This window comes from Burkholderia sp. Ac-20353 (assembly GCF_017104785.1).
GTDB lineage: Bacteria > Pseudomonadota > Gammaproteobacteria > Burkholderiales > Burkholderiaceae > Burkholderia.
In genome coordinates, this window is the sequence record NZ_JAAGPL010000189.1 from 1 (window position 1) to 16,740 (window position 16,740).

Consider the following 16,740-nt stretch of genomic DNA (forward strand, 5'->3'; position numbering starts at 1 on the left):
TACCACGTCCGTTGCGTTGCTTTGCATTTCCTGTGTACACATGACGCCCTCCGGTGAGGAACTTCACGACACGCTGATTTTACCGATATGGCTTCGTTGCCCCTTGCTGTACATAGGATCTATCTGGGCACACGCGGCCGATAACCGCCGGGTATGAAGCTCCGGAGGCAGGCAACGTGCCTCGCAAATAGCGTTTCACCTCGGCGACCGAGAAGGATGCGACACTGCCAGCCGTCGTGCGGTGTGGGGTGGCACCCGGACGAACAAGCTATACGTGGCGCTGTTCATGCTTTGCCTTCTTAGGCGGTTGCCTGGCGGCGCAGCGAGAAAGCACCGGATTTGAGCTTGAGAGCGTTCTTTTCGATCAGATGCCAGGACAGAGCGGCAAATGGGATCGTGATCAGGAAGGTTACTGCGATCTCGGTGGTCAGCGAGATCGTCGGGAACTTGTAGACCAGTAACTGCTGAATCGGGAACGCATACAGGTACAGGCCGTACGATATGTCTCCCCATCTTCCTGCCTTCGAGATGATCGGCGTTGACAGCTTCCCGAAGGTGAGAAGTACGTAGGGAATCACGAAGCCGCCAGCGACTGCGACGATGTACCTAGGACGATCGGCTGCGGCAGGCCGAGGATCGCAAATGAATGTCCCACAATGACGATCGACGCCGCTACCAGTCGGATGAAATCGAAATTGTTGCTGTGCCGCATGCCGTCTCCAGGAAGTCGGCGCATTGTGCCTGATCAGGAGATCGCAAAATCGGTGCGGACAATGGCGAATTTTGGGGCTATATCTGGACGACGCGATGGTCGCGGAGTCAACGACGAAGGGCGTCGAATGGAGTCGGTTCGAGTTTTCTGCGCGGCTAATCCCAAAAGCTGCGGATCGCGACCGCGACGATCACCGGCACCGAAAACACCAGCGGGATCGCGAAATACTGCGCTTCGCGATCGACGATCCAGCTGTAGATCAGCCAGGCTGCGCCGATTGCGAACGTGACGATGCCGACCAGGACGGCGGCGATATTCAGCACCAGGTTGGAAGGCCGGCGGCGCGCCTTCTCGCGCGGTGACGATTTCATCGGATGAGTGCGGCTCCAGGCCCCGTTTGTGCAAACACGTACAGGAAACCGCATCCGCATCGATTGCGCAAGGGCCGCCGCATTGTGCGCTGCCGCGCGCGACGCGCCTGCACCGACAGGCCACGAACCGGGCCGAATCGCAACGCCGCAATGATGGTTGTGTACGCAACCATTGAGCGCTATGCTCGTCAGCTCCCAGGAGACGGAATCTCATCATGAACGACACGAATTCAGGGCCGGTGCGCGCGGCGATCGTCGGCGTCGGCGCGATCGGCGGGCTGCTCGCGGCCGCACTTGCGCGGGCCGGAATGCAGGTGAGCGCGTATGCGCGCGGCGCGACGCTCGATGCGCTGAAGACACACGGCGTGCGCGTGCTCGACGAAACGGGCGCGCAATCGTCGGTTGCGGTCGAGGCCAGCGACGACGCGGCCGCGCTCGGTGTACAGGACTACGTGGTGATCGCGCTGAAGGCGCAGGCGCTGCCGGACCTGGCCGCGCGCATCGCGCCGCTCGTCGGGCCGCGCACGGTGATCGTCACGGCGATGAACGGGCTGCCGTGGTGGTTCACGCACGGGCTCCCCGGCTCGCTCGACGGCGTGCCGCTCGACGCGGTGGATCCGGGCGGCGCAGTCTCCGCGTTGCTGCCGCCGGCGCAGGCGATCGGCTGCGTCGTGCACCTGTCGTCAAGCACCGACGCGCCGGGCGTCGTGCGGCGCGGGCGCGGCAACCGCCTGATCGTCGGCGCCGCCGATCCCGCGCTCGATGCGGCCGCGGCGCGTTTTTCGGCAGCGCTCGCGGCGGGGGGCTTCGACGTCGAGACGACGCCCGCGATCCGCACCGAGATCTGGGCGAAGCTGTGGGGCAACATGAACATGAATCCGCTGAGTGCGCTGACGGGCTCGACGTCCGTGCAACTGCTGGACGATCCGTACACGCATGCGCTCGCGCTTCGGATGATGGAGGAGGCCGCCGAGATCGGTGCGAAGCTCGGCCTGCATACCGGAATGAGCGGCCCCGAGCGGATGGCGGTCACGCGCAAGCTCGGCGCGTTCAGGACATCGATGCTGCAGGATTTCGAAGCCGGGCGTTCGCTCGAGATCGGGCCGATCCTCGGCGTGTTTCCGGAGCTGGGGCGCAAGCTGGATGTGCCGACCCCGTATTGCGACGCCGTGCTCGGCCTGCTGCGTCAGCGCGCCGCGAACAGCGGACTGTAGGACGGAGCGCGCAACCCGGCCAGCGCGCGACCGTCGGTGCGCGCGGCCCGGTTCAGTCGTCGCGCTCGAGCGCGTGCGCGACGACCTTGTCCAGCAGCCGTTCGAACGTGTTGCGCTCGTTGTCGGACAGGCACGCGAGCAGTCCGTCGTTCCACTTGCGAACGATCGGCATGATCTTGCGATGCAGCGCGCGGCCGTCCGGCGTCAGCGCGATCAGCACGATCCGTCCGTCTTCCTCGCTCGCGCTGCGCGCGAGCAGGCCCTGGCGCAGCAGCGCTTCGGCCGCGCGGCTCGCCTGGCTCTTGTCGAGATTGGTGTGGCGCGCGAGATCCATGATCGAGAACGGGCCGAACGCGCCGACCGCTGCGATCACGCGCGCCTCGGGCAGCGAGATGCCGAGCTTGTGCCGGTACACGTCGCCGATGCCGCGGTCGGAGCGCTTCGTGAGCACGTGGAGGCGATAGGTCAGAAACTGATCGAGCCCGGCTTGACGGCCTTTCATGTCGAATCCTGAGGGTAAAGGGCGGGCCCGATTGTTCCTGTATCGCGCGCTCGGGTCAACGGTCAGCGCGCGCCGTATTTCAGCCGCGTCAGTTGCTCGGCCTCGTTGGCGAGCAGGCTCGCGGCATCGCGGATCGCCACGTCGAGCGTGATCGGGCCCGGCGCGGGCGAGAAACACCCGGAAAAATGCTCGGACAGGCGCGGCAGCGCGGCCGGATCGACCGCGCCCGACAGCAGCGACGCGGGCACGCCGGCCGCCTGAGCATGACGGCACGCGATGAACGGCGCCTTGCCGTGCAGCGTCTGCACGTCCGAGCGCCCCTCGCCGGTGATCAGCCAGTCCGCGCCCGCGAGCGCAGCGTCGAGCCCGATCTGGCGCGCGACGACTTCCGCGCCCGCTTCGAACTGTGCGCCGAGCATGTGCAGTGCGTAGCCGAGGCCGCCCGCCGCGCCGGCGCCCGGCAGGTCGCGGCAGCGGCGGTCGAGCGCCGCTTCGAGCAGGTCGGCGAAATGGCCGATTGCAGCGTCGAGGGTCGCTACTTGCTCCGGCGTCACGCCTTTTTGCGGGCCGAACACGGCGGTCGCGCCGTGCGTGCCCGTCAGAGGATTGTCGACATCGGACATGCCGATGAACTCGGTTTCGGCAATGCGCGGGTCGAGCCCGGACGCATCGATCCGCGCGATCCCGGCAAGCCGCGCAGGCACCGGCTCGACCGGCTCGCCGGCCGCGTCGAAACAGCGCAGCCCGAGCCCCGCGAGAAGGCCCGCGCCCGCGTCGTTGGTGCTGCTGCCGCCGAGCGCGACGAAGAACCGGCGCACACCGTCGTCGAGCAGTTGACGGATCGCTTCGCCCATTCCGCGCGTGCTGCGCGCGTCGACCGGCACGCTCATCCCGACCGGGTCGGTGATCCCGACGATTTCGGCCGTCTCGACGATCGCGGTGCGCGCATCGATTACACCGACCGCCGCGTCGCGCGCTGCGAGCGATGCACCTGCGACGGCGACCGTACGCCGCGTGCCGTTCGTCGCGAGCATCGCGTCGAGCGTCCCTTCGCCACCGTCGGCCATCGGGCAGCAGCGCACGACGGCGTCGGGCCGCGCGCGGCGGATGCCGGTGGCGATCGCATCCGCGACCTGCGCGGCGGAAAGCGAGCCTTTGAACGAATCGGGCGCGATTACGACGACAGGCGCGACGACAGGCGCGGACGGGTGTTGCGGCATGGTGTCTCCGGATGGCGTGATTGGTCGGACGAATGGGTCGGACGAACGCGTGCCGCGCGGCCGCGGCGCTTTCTCCAATGGAGCTTACAGGATGGCGGCCGGGCGTGGATACGCCGCGCGGCATAACGGCAATCCGCGTGCATCGGCGCCGGTCACGCGACCCTCGCGCATGCGCATCATGCCGAACTGGCGGTATCGGGAAAATTGTTTGCTAGAATAGTCGATTCTTCCGGCCAAAGCCGTGCTCCGAGCCGCTTGCGCTGGCCGACCCGGCACTCGCAGGGATGGCGTAGCGCTCCGGCGCGGCGTATGACGCCGCCACGCAGGCACGGCAAGGAAAACCCGATTCGCTCGAATAATTTTAGGACGATTGAAGCCATGGCTAACGTTGTTGAAAACCTCGGCAAGCTTGAACGCCGCGTGACGATTTCCCTGCCGAAAGACTCGGTGCAGAAGGAAATCGACGTCCGCATCCAGAAACTCGCGAAGAACGTGCGCATGCCGGGTTTCCGCCCGGGCAAGGTGCCGCTCAAGATGGTCGCGCAGCAATACGCGGGTCAGGTCGAGGCGGAAGTGCTGAGCGACAAGATCGGCCAGGAGTTCTTTACGATCAGCCGCGCGGAAAACCTGCGCGTCGCCGGCCAGCCGAGCTTCGCGCCGAAGCAGGAGCAGGCCGAAGATGCGTACGCGTTCGACGCGACGTTCGAGGTCTATCCGGAAGTGCAGATCGGCGATCTGGCGACGGCTGAAGTCGAGCGCTCGACGACGACGATCGGCGACGCCGAGATCGACCGCACGCTCGACATCCTGCGCAAGCAGCGCGTGCACTTCCACGCACGCGGCGAAGCCGGCGAGCACGGCGACGGCGGCGCGGACACCGCAGCAAAGAACGGCGATCGCGTGACGGTCGACTTCGTCGGCAAGATCGACGACGTCGCGTTCCAGGGCGGCACCGCTGAAGACTTCCCGTTCGTGCTCGGCGAAGGCCGCATGCTGCCGGAATTCGAAACGGCCGCGCTGGGCCTGAAGGCCGGCGAATCGCGCACGTTCGACCTGGCGTTCCCGGAGGACTACCACGGCAAGGACGTGGCCGGCAAGACTGCCCAGTTCACGGTCACGATGAAGAAGATCGAATGGCCGCACCTGCCGGAAATCGACGCCGACTTCGCGAAGTCGCTCGGCATCGAAGACGGCGATCTGGCCAAGATGCGCGGCGAGATCAAGGAAAACCTCGAGCGTGAGGCGAAGCGCCGCACGCAGTCGATCGTCAAGAACCAGGTGATGGACGCGCTGCTGAAGATCTCCGAACTCGACGTGCCGAAGGCACTGATCGAGCAGGATCAGCAACGCCTCGTCGAAATGGCGCGCCAGGACCTCGCGCAGCGCGGTGTGCCGAACGCGAAGGACGCGCCGATCCCGGCGGAAATGTTCACCGAGCAGGCCGAGCGCCGCGTGAAGCTGGGCCTCGTGCTCGCCGAGCTCGTGAAGGCGAACAGCCTGGAAGCGAAGCCGGAGCAGATCCGTGCGGAAGTCGACGAGTTCGCGAAGAGCTACGAAGACCCGAAGGAAGTGGTCCGCTGGTATTATTCGAACCAGCAGCGCCTCGCCGAGATGGAAGCGTTCGTCGTTGAGAGCAACGTCGTCGATTTCGTGCTGGGCAAGGCGAAGGTGACGGACAAGGAAGTGAGCTTCGAGGCACTCGCGAGCGCATCGGCGCAAGCGTAAAGGTCGCTGTAGCGGCGTGCCGGCTGTCGGAGCGACGGCCTGCACGCCGTTTTTACGTCAGGCGCAAGGTTGCCATTAATATGGCGATTGAGCGGGCGGCTTCCCGCCGTTCAATTTTCAATTCGAACAAGGTTCATTGAATGATCACTCGCGCTGAATTGCTGGACATGCTTGCTTCGAACGCGCCGCAGGGCCTCGAGGCCCAGGCGCTGGGGCTGGTTCCGATCGTCGTCGAAACGAGCGGCCGCGGCGAGCGTTCGTACGACATTTATTCGCGCCTCCTGAAAGAGCGGCTCGTGTTCATGGTCGGCGAAGTGAACGACCAGACCGCGAACCTGGTGGTCGCGCAGCTGCTGTTCCTCGAGAGCGAGAATCCGGACAAGGACATCAGCCTGTACATCAACAGCCCGGGCGGTTCCGTGTCGGCCGGCATGGCGATCTACGACACGATGCAGTTCATCAAGCCGGACGTGTCGACGCTCTGCATGGGGCTCGCGGCGAGCATGGGCGCGTTCCTGCTCGCATCGGGCGCGAAGGGCAAGCGTTTCGCGCTGCCGAACTCGCGCGTGATGATTCACCAGCCGCTCGGCGGCGCGCGTGGCCAGGCATCGGACATCGAGATCCAGGCGCGCGAAATCCTCTACCTGAAGGAACGGCTCAACCAGCTGCTCGCGCAGCACACGGGCCAGGACGTCGAGCGCATCGCACGCGACACCGACCGTGATAACTTCATGTCGAGCGAGGACGCGAAGGCGTACGGGCTGATCGATCAGGTGCTGTTGAAGCGTCCGTGAACTTAGTGGGGTGCCGCCCCATTTGGGGCTGCACACCCGATACGCCCTGAGCATCTGCGGCAAGCGTATCCAGCCGGCTCCGGTTGCGCCCTAGGTCGTGGCGCGCGGAGCATTCGGCGTATCATGTCATCTACCTGTCCGGAGGCTCATACATTCATGGCGGACAAAAAAGGTTCGAACAGCGAAAAGCTGTTGTATTGCTCGTTCTGCGGCAAGAGTCAGCATGAGGTGAAAAAACTCATTGCCGGCCCGTCGGTCTTCATCTGCGATGAATGTATCGACCTGTGCAACGAGATCATTCGCGACGAGGCGGCAGCCGCGGGCGTCGAGGCCAGCCTGTCCCGGTCGGATCTGCCGAGCCCGCAGGAAATTCGCGACATCCTCGATCAGTACGTGATCGGCCAGGAGCGCGCGAAGAAAATCCTCGCGGTGGCCGTCTACAACCACTACAAGCGTCTCAAGCATCTCGACAAGAAGGACGACGTCGAGCTGTCGAAGAGCAACATCCTGCTGATCGGCCCGACGGGCTCCGGCAAGACGCTGCTCGCGCAGACGCTCGCGCGCCTGTTGAACGTGCCGTTCGTGATCGCCGACGCGACGACGCTGACCGAAGCCGGTTACGTCGGCGAGGACGTCGAGAACATCATCCAGAAGCTGTTGCAGAACTGCAACTACGAGGTCGACAAGGCCCAGCGCGGGATCGTCTACATCGATGAAATCGACAAGATCAGCCGCAAGTCGGACAACCCGTCGATCACGCGCGACGTGTCGGGCGAGGGTGTTCAGCAGGCACTGCTGAAGCTCGTCGAGGGCACGATGGCGTCGGTGCCGCCGCAAGGTGGCCGCAAGCACCCGAACCAGGATTTCATCCAGGTCGATACGACCAACATCCTGTTCATCTGCGGCGGTGCGTTCGACGGCCTCGAGAAGGTGATCACCGATCGTACCGAGAAGACGGGCATCGGCTTCGGCGCGACGGTCAAGAGCAAGCAGGAGCGCGATGCGGGCGAGGTGCTGCGCGAGGTCGAGCCGGAAGACCTGATCAAATTCGGTCTGATCCCCGAATTGATCGGCCGTCTGCCGGTCGTCGCGACGCTCGGCAAGCTGGACGAGGCTGCGCTGATGAAGATCCTCGTCGAGCCGAAGAATGCGCTCGTCAAGCAGTATCACAAGCTGTTCGCGATGGAGCGCGTCGAGCTGGAGATCCGCCCGGCCGCGCTGCAGGCGGTGGCTCGCAAGGCGATCCGCCGCAAGACCGGCGCGCGCGGCCTGCGCTCGATCATCGAACAGGCGCTGCTCGACGTGATGTACGAGCTGCCGACGATGAAAGGGGTCAGCAAGGTCATCATCGACGAGAACGTCATCGATGGCGATGGCAAGCCGTTGCTGATCTACGAGGACACGCCGAAAGTGGCGGGTTCGAACTGACCGGCTTGACGACAATGTACTGACGAAAAAAGCCGTTCATGAAACCGTGAACGGCTTTTTTTCGTTTATCTTGTGGGTAACTCTGACTCGACGCGCGGTGGTTACTTTCTTACCGAATATTTCCCACGCTTGAAGGCCTTGCAATCCGAAGTGCCGGCCTCAATTACCGAACAATTGATTCCACTCATGGGGAAATGAAATGTCAGGCACCCAACTTCTCCCGCCGGAACGCATCACGCTCCCGCTGCTGCCGCTGCGGGACGTCGTCGTTTTCCCGCACATGGTGATTCCGCTCTTCGTGGGCCGGCCGAAATCGATCAAGGCCCTCGAAGCAGCGATGGAAGGCGGCAAGCACATCATGCTGGTCGCCCAGAAGACCGCGGCCAAGGACGAACCGACCGAAAAGGACATGTACGAGGTCGGTTGCGTCGCCAATATCCTGCAGATGCTGAAGCTGCCGGACGGCACCGTGAAGGTGCTCGTCGAAGGCCTGCAGCGCGCGAAAGCATTGTCGATCGAGGAACAGGAGACGCAGTTCTCCTGCGAAGTGATGCCGCTCGAACCGGACCACGCCGATAGCGCGGAAACGGAAGCGCTGCGTCGCGCGATCGTGTCGCAGTTCGACCAGTACGTGAAGCTGAACAAGAAGATCCCGCCGGAGATTCTCACGTCGCTGTCGGGCATCGACGAAGCGGGTCGCCTCGCGGATACGATTGCCGCGCACCTGCCGCTCAAGCTCGACCAGAAGCAGCACATCCTCGAGATGTTCCCGGTCGTCGAACGGCTCGAGCACCTGCTCGCGCAGCTCGAAGCCGAGATCGACATCCTGCAGGTCGAAAAGCGCATCCGCGGGCGCGTGAAGCGTCAGATGGAGAAGAGCCAGCGCGAGTACTACCTGAACGAACAGGTCAAGGCGATCCAGAAGGAACTGGGCGAAGGCGAAGAGGGTGCGGATCTCGAGGAACTCGAGAAGCGCATCAACGCCGCGCGCATGCCGAAGGAAGCGAAGAAGAAGGCCGACGCCGAGCTGAAGAAGCTGAAGCTGATGTCGCCGATGTCGGCCGAAGCGACGGTCGTGCGCAACTACATCGACACGCTGATCGGCCTGCCGTGGCGCAAGAAGAGCAAGGTCAACAACGACCTGTCGAACGCCGAGCAGGTGCTCGACGAGGATCACTATGGCCTCGAGAAGGTCAAGGAACGCATCCTCGAGTATCTCGCGGTGCAGCAGCGCGTGGACAAGGTCAAGGCGCCGATCCTGTGCCTCGTCGGGCCTCCGGGCGTCGGCAAGACCTCGCTCGGCCAGTCGATCGCACGTGCGACGAACCGCAAGTTCGTCCGCATGGCGCTGGGCGGCGTGCGTGACGAGGCCGAGATCCGCGGCCACCGTCGTACGTACATCGGTTCGATGCCGGGCAAGATCCTGCAGAGCCTGACGAAGGTCGGCGTGCGCAATCCGCTTTTCCTGCTCGACGAAGTCGACAAGATGGGCATGGATTTCCGCGGCGATCCGTCGTCGGCACTGCTCGAGGTGCTCGATCCGGAACAGAACCACACGTTCGCCGATCACTACATCGAGGTCGACTTCGACCTGTCGGACGTGATGTTCGTCGCGACGTCGAACTCGCTGAACATCCCGCCGCCGCTGCTCGACCGGATGGAAGTGATCCGTCTGTCGGGCTACACGGAAGACGAGAAGGTCAGCATCGCGCAGCGTTACCTGCTGCCGAAGCAGAAGAAGAACAACGGCCTGAAGGAAGGCGAGGTCGACGTGACCGAGCAGGCGATCCGCGACATCATCCGCTACTACACGCGCGAAGCCGGTGTGCGTTCGCTCGAGCGGGAAGTGTCGAAGATCTGCCGCAAGGTCGTGAAGATGCTGCTGCTGAAGAAGGCATCGGGCACGATCAAGGTCGACGGCGACAACCTCGATACCTTCCTCGGCGTGCGCAAGTACGACTTCGGCCTAGCGGCGAAGGAAAACCAGGTCGGTCAGGTGACGGGCCTCGCGTGGACGGAAGTCGGTGGCGATCTGCTGACGATCGAAGCCGCGGTGATGCCGGGCAAGGGCAACGTGATCCGCACGGGTTCGCTCGGCGACGTGATGAAGGAGTCGGTCGAGGCTGCACGTTCGGTCGTGCGTTCGCGTTCGCGGCGTCTCGGCATCAAGGATGAGGCGTTCGAGAAGCAGGACATCCACATCCACGTGCCGGAAGGTGCGACGCCGAAGGACGGTCCGTCCGCTGGCGGTGCGATGACGACCGCGCTGGTGTCGGTGCTGACGGGCATTCCCGTGCGTGCCGATGTCGCGATGACGGGCGAAATCACGCTGCGTGGCGAAGTTCTGCCGATCGGCGGGCTGAAGGAGAAGCTGCTGGCAGCGCATCGCGGCGGCATCAAGCTCGTGCTGATTCCGGAAGAGAACGTGAAGGATCTCGCCGAGATTCCGGACAACGTGAAGAACGCGATCGAGATCGTGCCGGTCCGCTGGATCGACAAGGTGCTCGAACTCGCGCTCGAGCGTGCGCCGACACCGCTGCCGCCGGAAGAAGAGGCGAAGGCTGCGGCGGCTCCTGTCGCGGAAACGGCGAAGGATGCCGGCTCGACGGAAGTCGTCAAGCACTGAGTCTGATGTAACGGCTGTACACGAAACCCGCGGCATGTCCGCGGGTTTTTTTATGTTCAGGGCTGGTAAAGTTTTGAAAGATGAATTAATATTGCGGGCTCGCTGGTTGTTGATGCCGAAACGCAGATCGCAGCCAGATTGAATCCGGAACGGGTGCTTAGCTCAGCTGGTAGAGCGGCGCCCTTACAAGGCGTAGGTCGGGGGTTCGAACCCCTCAGCACCCACCAGTTTCGTGATTCAGCAAGACCAAGGAGCGGTAGTTCAGTCGGTTAGAATACCGGCCTGTCACGCCGGGGGTCGCGGGTTCGAGTCCCGTCCGCTCCGCCAGTACAATAAATGCCCGCCTTGTGCGGGCATTTTTGTTTGTGCATCGTCTCTGTCCACCCAGCCGTCGAATCCCCGGTTCGCCTTTTTTCCCGCCCACTGTTGTAATATCGGACGTTTTGTCCAATATTCCCCGTCACGCATGCTCGATTTCTTCCGTAATCACCAGCGCCTGATGATGGCGCTCCTGCTCCTGATCGTGTTGCCGGGGCTGGGCTTCGTCGGGATTCAAGGTTTCCGCGGCTTCTTCGACGAAAGCGCGAACGTCGCAGCGGTCAACGGGCACAAGATCACGCGTGTCGAATTCGACGGCGCGTTCCGCCAGCAGATCGATCGCGCGCGCCAGATGCTCGGCGGGCAGTTCGACGTGAAGGCGTTCGATACGCCCGAGCACCGCAAGGAAGTGCTCGACGGCCTGATCCAGCAGCGCGTGCTCGCCGACGAGACGCAGCGTCTGCACCTGACCGCATCCGACAATGCGGTCCGCGACGCACTGCTGAGCGACCCGATGATCGCATCGCTGAAGAAGCCGGACGGCTCGATCGACGTCGAGCGCTACGCACAGCTGCTGCAGTTCCAGGGCATGACCCCCGAGCAGTACCAGGAGCGCGTGCGCTACAGTCTCTCGCTGCAGCAGATCCCGGCCAGCATCGTGTCGAGCGCGTTCACGCCGAAGAGTCTCGCGCAGCATCTGTCCGAGCTCGCCGCGCAGCAGCGTGAAGTGCAGGCGCTCGTGCTGAAGACGAGCGACTACGCGCCGAAGGTGCAGCCGACCGATGCGCAGATCGCCGCTTACTACGACGCGCACAAGCAGAGCTTCGCGACGCCGGAGACCGCAACGATCCAGTACGTCGTCTATTCGCCGGCCGCGGCCGCCGCGAGCGCACAGCCGACCGACGCGGACATCAAGAAGTTCTACGACGACAACCCGACGCACTTCCGCAGCGAAGCGCAGGTGCGCGTGAGCCACATCTTCATTGCGGCAGCGAGCAGCGCGAGCGCCGCGGACAAGGCAAGCGCGAAGGCGAAGGCCGAGCAGATCCTCGCCGACGTGAACGCGCATCCGGACCAGTTCGCGCAGATCGCGCAGAAGAGCTCGCAGGATGCGCCGTCGGCGGCGAAGGGCGGCGACCTCGGCTTCATCACGCGCGGCTCGACCGCGGGCGGCAAGGCGTTCGACGACGCGGCATTCGCGCTGAAGCAGGGCGACGTGAGCGGCGTCGTGCAATCGGATCTTGGCTTCCACATCCTGAAGGCGACCGAAGTGAAGCCGTCGGTGATCAAGCCGTTCGCGGAAGTGAAGGATTCGATCGCCGCAGACCTGAAGCAACAGTACGCATCGAAGGCGTTCTCGGACAACTCGGAAGGCTTCACGTCGACCGTCTATGAAAAGGCGAAGAGCCTGCAGCCGGCGGCGGACAAGTACAAGCTGACGATCCAGACGGCCACCGTCACGCCGACGCCGAACCCGGCGCTGCCGCCGACGGGCCCGCTCAACAATCCGAAGTTCCTCGCGGCAGTATTCGCGAACGACTCGGTGAAGAGTCAGAACAACACGCAGGCGATCGACGTCGGCAACAACACGCTGATCTCGGCGCGCGTGACCGACTACAAGGCGGCCGCCGTGCCCGCGCTCGCGACGATCAAGGATGCGGTGCGCCAGAAGGTGATCGCCGAACAGGCGGCCGCGCTCGCGAAGAAGGACGGTGCAGCGAAGCTCGCGGAGCTGCCGAAGTCGAAGGCGACCGCAGGCTTCGCGGCGGTCGAGACCGTTTCGCGCGTGCAGGCTCATGGCCTGTCGCCTGATGCGCTGAGCGCGGTCTACAAGGTCGATGCGAAGAAGCTGCCGGCGTATGTCGGTGTCGATCTCGGTGCGGACGGCTACGCGATCTATCGCGTGAACGCGGTGATCCCGGGTTCGGCGGTCGATCCGCAGCAACTCGCGGCCGCGCAGCAGCAGATGGCTCAGGTCGACGCACAAAGCGAAGGCGAAGCGTACCTCGCCGCGCTGCGCGATCGCTCGAAGGTCAAGCTGTACGGTTCGACGGCCGGCGCCACGCAGGACGGCGGGAACTGATCCCCGCAGCGTCGACGAAACAGGCCCCGCCTTCGAGCGGGGCTTTTTCATGGCGGCGCGCCGCGTGCGTTCAGCCGCGCGGCTTCGCGAGCAGCGGCTTCAGCGACGGCCACACGTTGTCGAGCAGCACGCCCTGGGCCTGCCTGGTCGGATGGATCTGGTCGGACTGGAACATCTCGGGCCGGTTCTCGATACCGGCGAGCAGGAACGGCACGAGCGGCACGCCGAGGTCCTTCGACAGCCGCGTATAGATGCCGTGGAACTTCTGCGTATAGTCGGGCCCGTAGTTGGGCGGCACGTACATGCCGACCAGCACGACCTTCGCGTGCGCGCGCTGCACATCGGCGACGATCTCGCGCAGGTTGCGCTCGGTCGTCGCGAGCGGCACGCCGCGCAGCGCATCGTTGGCACCGAGCTCGACGACGACGATCGCGGGCTTCAGCCGTTGCAGCACCGCCGCCAGGCGAGCCCGGCCGCCGCTTGTCGTGTCGCCGCTGACGCTCGCGTTCGCGACGCTATAATCGATCCGCTCGGTGGCGAGCCGTTGCCGCAGCAGCGCCACCCATCCCGTGTCGCGCGGCAGACCGTATTCGGCCGACAGGCTGTCGCCCAGCACGACGATCACGGGCTGGCCCGCCGTAACAGTCGGTGCGGTCGGTGCTGTCGTGGCGCCGGCGATGCCGGCCGTGCTTGCGGCCAGCAAGCCGCTCAGCAGCGCGGCAAGCGCCGCGCGTCTTTTATTGCGAATTGTCGTGTCCATGCTCAAGATCAACGATCCGGTCATCGAAGCGCATCAAGTGTGCAAGCAGGTCGCCGACGCGACGGGCGAGCTGACGATCCTCGACGGCATCGACCTCACCGTGCGATCCGGCAGCAGCCTCGCGATCGTCGGCGCGTCGGGGTCGGGAAAATCCACGCTGCTCGGCCTGCTTGCGGGGTTGGACAGCGCGACGAGCGGCACGGTTCGCCTGCTCGGCCAGCCGCTCGACCAGCTCGACGAGGACCAGCGGGCCGCGCTGCGCAACGGCACGGTCGGGTTCGTGTTCCAGTCGTTCCAGCTGATGCCGCACCTGACCGCGCTGGAAAACGTGATGCTGCCGCTCGAGCTGCAAGGCGGGATCGGCGCACGCGAGGCGGCCGAGCGCGCGCGTGCGCTGCTCGTGCAGGTCGGGCTCGGCGAACGTACCACGCATTACCCGAAGCTGCTGTCCGGCGGCGAGCAGCAGCGCGTCGCGCTCGCTCGCGCATTCGTCACGCATCCGGCGATCCTGTTCGCCGACGAACCGACCGGCAGTCTCGACGCGGCGACGGGGCACGCGGTGATCGACCTGATGTTCGAGCTCAATCGCACGCACGGCGCGACGCTCGTGCTGGTCACGCACGATCCGGAACTCGCGCGGCGCTGCGCGACGACCGTGACGCTCGACGCGGGCCGTATCGTGACGCCGCACACGGCGCAGCGCGGCGCGTCCTGACAGCGTTTTGCCGATCCGGCCGCGCGCACGCATCGCGCGTCGCGCGGCCGGCGCGCATCAACGCTTGAGCGCGGCGCGCGCGCGGGCGATCAGCGCGGTCGTCGACGAATCGTGCTTCGCCGGATCGAGCGCGTCGGCCGACAGGTCGGCCTCGACCACCTTGCCGAGGATCTTGCCGAGCTCGACACCCCACTGGTCGAACGGATTGATCTGCCACACCGATGCCTGCACCAGCACCTTGTGCTCGTAGAGCGCGATCAGCGCACCGAGCGTGCGGGGCGTCAGCGCGTCGACGAGCAGCGTCGTCGTCGGACGGTTGCCGGGGAACGTCAGGTGCGGTGCGAGCGCCTCGTTGCCGGGTCCGGCAACCTTGCGCGCCTCGTCGAGCGTGCGGCCGAGCATCAGCGCCTCGCTCTGCGCGAAGCAGTTCGCGAGCAGCTTCGGATGGTGGCTCGCGAGCGGATGCTCGGGCGTCAGCACCGCGACGAAGTCGATCGGCACGATCGTCGGCCCCTGGTGCAGCATCTGGAAGAACGCGTGCTGGCCGTTGGTGCCCGGTTCGCCCCAGGTGACGGCGGACGTCGGATAGTCGACGAACGTGCCGTCGAGCCGCGCGGACTTGCCGTTGCTCTCCATCTCGAGCTGCTGCAGGTACGACGGCAGGAAATGCAGCGCTTCCGAATACGGCGCGACGAGATAGCTCTGCGAGCCGAAGAAATTTCGATACCAGATGCCGATCATCCCGAGCAGCACCGGCAGGTTGCGCTCGAGCGGCGCTTCGCGGAAATGGCGGTCCATGTCGTTCGCGCCGGCGAGCAGCTCGTCGAACTGCTCGGGGCCGATCGCGATCATGATCGACAGCCCGACCGCCGACCACAGCGAATAGCGGCCGCCGACCCAGTCCCACATCTCGAACACGTTGTCCGCGGCGATGCCGAACCGGACGACTTCGGCCGGGTTCGCGGACACGCCGACGAAATGTTTCGACAGCTCGCTTTCCGGGCAACCCTTCGCGACGAACCAGTCGCGCAGCGAGCGCGCGTTCGTCATCGTCTCGAGCGTCGTGAAGGTTTTCGACACGATGATCGCGAGCGTCTCTTCCGGATCGACCTGCTCGAGCACGCGCGCGAGATCGGCACCGTCGACGTTCGACACGAAGTGCGTCGAGATCTCGGGCGTCGCGACGTGGTGCAGCGCGTGCACGACCATCTTCGGTCCGAGGTCCGAGCCGCCGATGCCGATGTTGATCACGTGGCGGATGCGCTTGCCCGTGTAGCCGGTCCATGCGCCGCTGCGCACCGCGCGCGCGAACGTCGCCATCTTCGCGCGCTCGGCGCTGATCTGCGCGTGGAACGGTGCATGCGGATCGGTCGCGCGCAGTGCCGTGTGCAACGCCGCGCGGCCTTCGGTCGGGTTGACGACGTCGCCCGCGAACATCGCGTCGCGGCGCGCTTCGACGCCTGCGTCGCGCGCGAGCTGCACGAGCAGGCGCAGCGTGTCGTCGGTGATGCGGTTCTTCGAGAAATCGGCCGCGAGACCGCCGCCCGAGATCGTGAAGCGCTCGGCGCGGGTCGGGGCAGGGTCGTTTTCCGGCGCGAACCAGTCACGCAACCGGGCGTTGCGGATCTGTTCGTAATGGGTTTTCAGCGCAGTCCAGGCGGGGAACGAATTCAGCGTCATGGCGGTTCAAGTGAGGCGTGAATCGGGAGGAATGCCGCACCGGCGCATCGGGATCGGATGTCCGGCGGACGAGAGGACCCGCCGCTCGGCGGGGGACTCAGTATAGCGGCGTTATGTGTCCGCGCGCCCGCACGGGTAAAAAAGGCGATTGATCAGCGTGCGCACCATCGGCGCCAGTTCGCCGGCCGTCAGTCCGGCCGGACCCGCGCCGCTGGCGACCAGCGTGTCGGCCGCGAGGCCGTGCAGGTATACGCCTGCGAGCGCGGCTGCGTAGGGCGCGACACGCTGCGCGAGCAGCGCGCCGCCGTGGAAGATCGGCTGGCTGAGCGACGCGCCGACGCTCCAGATCGCGCCGGCGCCCGACAGCATCGTCGGCCAGCTGAAACCGCCTTGCCCCATCGACGCCGACAGCGACAGCTGCGGGAACAGCTGCGCGGTCGCGACGCCGACCTCGGCCGCGGCCGCCTTCAGCGCCGCGTCGGCCGCGCGGATGTCGGGCCGGCTCTGCAGCAGGTCCGACGGCACGACGACCGGCACTTGCTGCGGCAGATGCAGGTCGGCGAGCGCGAGATCGGCGGGCGGCTGGAGAGCC

General features: G+C 65.3%; 14 protein-coding genes, 2 tRNA genes and 1 pseudogene. 9 read left to right on the forward strand and 8 right to left on the reverse strand.

Annotation, left to right across the window (positions count from 1 at the left end; genetic code table 11):
- Positions 1–299: 299 nt before the first annotated feature.
- The 3 genes from G3N94_RS33030 to G3N94_RS33040 form a co-directional block, all read right to left on the reverse strand.
- The gene (locus tag G3N94_RS33030) at positions 300–578 is read right to left on the reverse strand and encodes a hypothetical protein (RefSeq protein WP_205797839.1); all 279 of its coding nucleotides are present in this window, start codon (positions 576–578) and stop codon (positions 300–302) included.
- Positions 575–712 (reverse strand): hypothetical protein, encoded by a 138-nt coding sequence (locus G3N94_RS33035; RefSeq protein WP_205797841.1) that lies wholly within the window; start codon positions 710–712, stop codon positions 575–577. Before G3N94_RS33035 ends, G3N94_RS33030 begins: the two co-directional genes overlap by 4 nt.
- Positions 713–867: 155 nt before the next feature.
- Complete coding sequence (locus G3N94_RS33040) at positions 868–1,083, reverse strand: hypothetical protein (protein WP_205797843.1); 216 nt, start codon at positions 1,081–1,083, stop codon at positions 868–870.
- A 215-nt stretch (positions 1,084–1,298) separates the two neighbouring features.
- On the opposite strand from G3N94_RS33040, the gene G3N94_RS33045 reads away from it, so the two are divergent.
- Positions 1,299–2,297: a 2-dehydropantoate 2-reductase gene (locus G3N94_RS33045; RefSeq protein ID WP_205797845.1), complete on the forward strand. Its 999-nt coding sequence runs from the start codon at positions 1,299–1,301 to the stop codon at positions 2,295–2,297.
- Positions 2,298–2,349: 52 nt separating this feature from the next.
- Here the strand turns inward: G3N94_RS33045 and G3N94_RS33050 are convergent, their stop codons facing one another.
- Positions 2,350–2,799 carry a MarR family transcriptional regulator gene (locus G3N94_RS33050; RefSeq protein WP_124602241.1) on the reverse strand — a complete coding sequence of 150 codons (450 nt, stop codon included), beginning with the start codon at positions 2,797–2,799 and terminating at the stop codon, positions 2,350–2,352.
- A 62-nt stretch (positions 2,800–2,861) separates the two neighbouring features.
- Entirely contained in the window at positions 2,862–4,019 is a 1,158-nt protein-coding gene (locus G3N94_RS33055; RefSeq protein ID WP_205797847.1) for a glycerate kinase, read from the reverse strand.
- Positions 4,020–4,397: 378 nt separating this feature from the next.
- On the opposite strand from G3N94_RS33055, the gene tig reads away from it, so the two are divergent.
- From tig to G3N94_RS33090, 7 genes are all read left to right on the forward strand, one after another.
- Positions 4,398–5,744: a trigger factor gene (tig, locus tag G3N94_RS33060; protein ID WP_205797849.1), complete on the forward strand. Its 1,347-nt coding sequence runs from the start codon at positions 4,398–4,400 to the stop codon at positions 5,742–5,744.
- A gap of 140 nt (positions 5,745–5,884) precedes the next feature.
- Positions 5,885–6,538, forward strand: coding sequence for an ATP-dependent Clp endopeptidase proteolytic subunit ClpP (clpP, locus tag G3N94_RS33065; RefSeq protein WP_124602244.1), 654 nt, complete (start codon positions 5,885–5,887; stop codon positions 6,536–6,538).
- Positions 6,539–6,694: 156 nt separating this feature from the next.
- The gene (gene clpX, locus G3N94_RS33070) at positions 6,695–7,966 is read left to right on the forward strand and encodes an ATP-dependent Clp protease ATP-binding subunit ClpX (RefSeq protein ID WP_205797851.1); all 1,272 of its coding nucleotides are present in this window, start codon (positions 6,695–6,697) and stop codon (positions 7,964–7,966) included.
- A gap of 199 nt (positions 7,967–8,165) precedes the next feature.
- Positions 8,166–10,592, forward strand: a complete 2,427-nt coding sequence (lon, locus tag G3N94_RS33075; RefSeq protein WP_124602245.1) for an endopeptidase La — start codon at positions 8,166–8,168, stop codon at positions 10,590–10,592.
- A 151-nt stretch (positions 10,593–10,743) separates the two neighbouring features.
- A tRNA-Val gene (locus G3N94_RS33080) sits at positions 10,744–10,819 on the forward strand.
- 23 nt (positions 10,820–10,842) lie between these two features.
- Positions 10,843–10,919 (forward strand) — tRNA-Asp (locus G3N94_RS33085).
- Between the two features lie 139 nt (positions 10,920–11,058).
- Entirely contained in the window at positions 11,059–12,993 is a 1,935-nt protein-coding gene (locus G3N94_RS33090) for a SurA N-terminal domain-containing protein (protein ID WP_205797853.1), read from the forward strand.
- A gap of 70 nt (positions 12,994–13,063) precedes the next feature.
- Here the strand turns inward: G3N94_RS33090 and G3N94_RS33095 are convergent, their stop codons facing one another.
- Positions 13,064–13,753 carry an arylesterase gene (locus G3N94_RS33095; RefSeq protein WP_205797855.1) on the reverse strand — a complete coding sequence of 230 codons (690 nt, stop codon included), beginning with the start codon at positions 13,751–13,753 and terminating at the stop codon, positions 13,064–13,066.
- Here G3N94_RS33095 and G3N94_RS33100 point away from each other — a divergent pair.
- A complete protein-coding gene (locus tag G3N94_RS33100) occupies positions 13,752–14,468 on the forward strand; it encodes an ABC transporter ATP-binding protein (RefSeq protein ID WP_205797859.1) in 717 nt (238 codons plus the stop codon). The genes G3N94_RS33095 and G3N94_RS33100 overlap by 2 nt on opposite strands.
- Before the next feature lie 57 nt (positions 14,469–14,525).
- On the opposite strand, the gene pgi is transcribed toward G3N94_RS33100, so the two are convergent.
- Together pgi and G3N94_RS33110 are read right to left on the reverse strand one after the other, a co-directional pair.
- On the reverse strand, positions 14,526–16,148 hold the full coding sequence (gene pgi / locus G3N94_RS33105; protein WP_205797857.1) for a glucose-6-phosphate isomerase: 1,623 nt from the start codon (positions 16,146–16,148) through the stop codon (positions 14,526–14,528).
- Between the two features lie 282 nt (positions 16,149–16,430).
- A pseudogene (locus G3N94_RS33110) lies at positions 16,431–16,740 on the reverse strand (TolC family protein); the annotation flags it as partial.

Coding starts and splice junctions, on each gene's coding strand:
- G3N94_RS33035 (WP_205797841.1), bottom strand. CDS start 712: ATGCGGCACAGCAACAATTTCGATTTCATCCGACTGGTAGCGGCGTCG.
- G3N94_RS33040 (WP_205797843.1), bottom strand. CDS start 1,083: ATGAAATCGTCACCGCGCGAGAAGGCGCGCCGCCGGCCTTCCAACCTG.
- G3N94_RS33045 (WP_205797845.1), top strand. CDS start 1,299: ATGAACGACACGAATTCAGGGCCGGTGCGCGCGGCGATCGTCGGCGTC.
- G3N94_RS33050 (WP_124602241.1), bottom strand. CDS start 2,799: ATGAAAGGCCGTCAAGCCGGGCTCGATCAGTTTCTGACCTATCGCCTC.
- G3N94_RS33055 (WP_205797847.1), bottom strand. CDS start 4,019: ATGCCGCAACACCCGTCCGCGCCTGTCGTCGCGCCTGTCGTCGTAATC.
- tig (WP_205797849.1), top strand. CDS start 4,398: ATGGCTAACGTTGTTGAAAACCTCGGCAAGCTTGAACGCCGCGTGACG.
- clpP (WP_124602244.1), top strand. CDS start 5,885: ATGATCACTCGCGCTGAATTGCTGGACATGCTTGCTTCGAACGCGCCG.
- clpX (WP_205797851.1), top strand. CDS start 6,695: ATGGCGGACAAAAAAGGTTCGAACAGCGAAAAGCTGTTGTATTGCTCG.
- lon (WP_124602245.1), top strand. CDS start 8,166: ATGTCAGGCACCCAACTTCTCCCGCCGGAACGCATCACGCTCCCGCTG.
- G3N94_RS33090 (WP_205797853.1), top strand. CDS start 11,059: ATGCTCGATTTCTTCCGTAATCACCAGCGCCTGATGATGGCGCTCCTG.
- G3N94_RS33100 (WP_205797859.1), top strand. CDS start 13,752: ATGCTCAAGATCAACGATCCGGTCATCGAAGCGCATCAAGTGTGCAAG.
- G3N94_RS33095 (WP_205797855.1), bottom strand. CDS start 13,753: ATGGACACGACAATTCGCAATAAAAGACGCGCGGCGCTTGCCGCGCTG.
- pgi (WP_205797857.1), bottom strand. CDS start 16,148: ATGACGCTGAATTCGTTCCCCGCCTGGACTGCGCTGAAAACCCATTAC.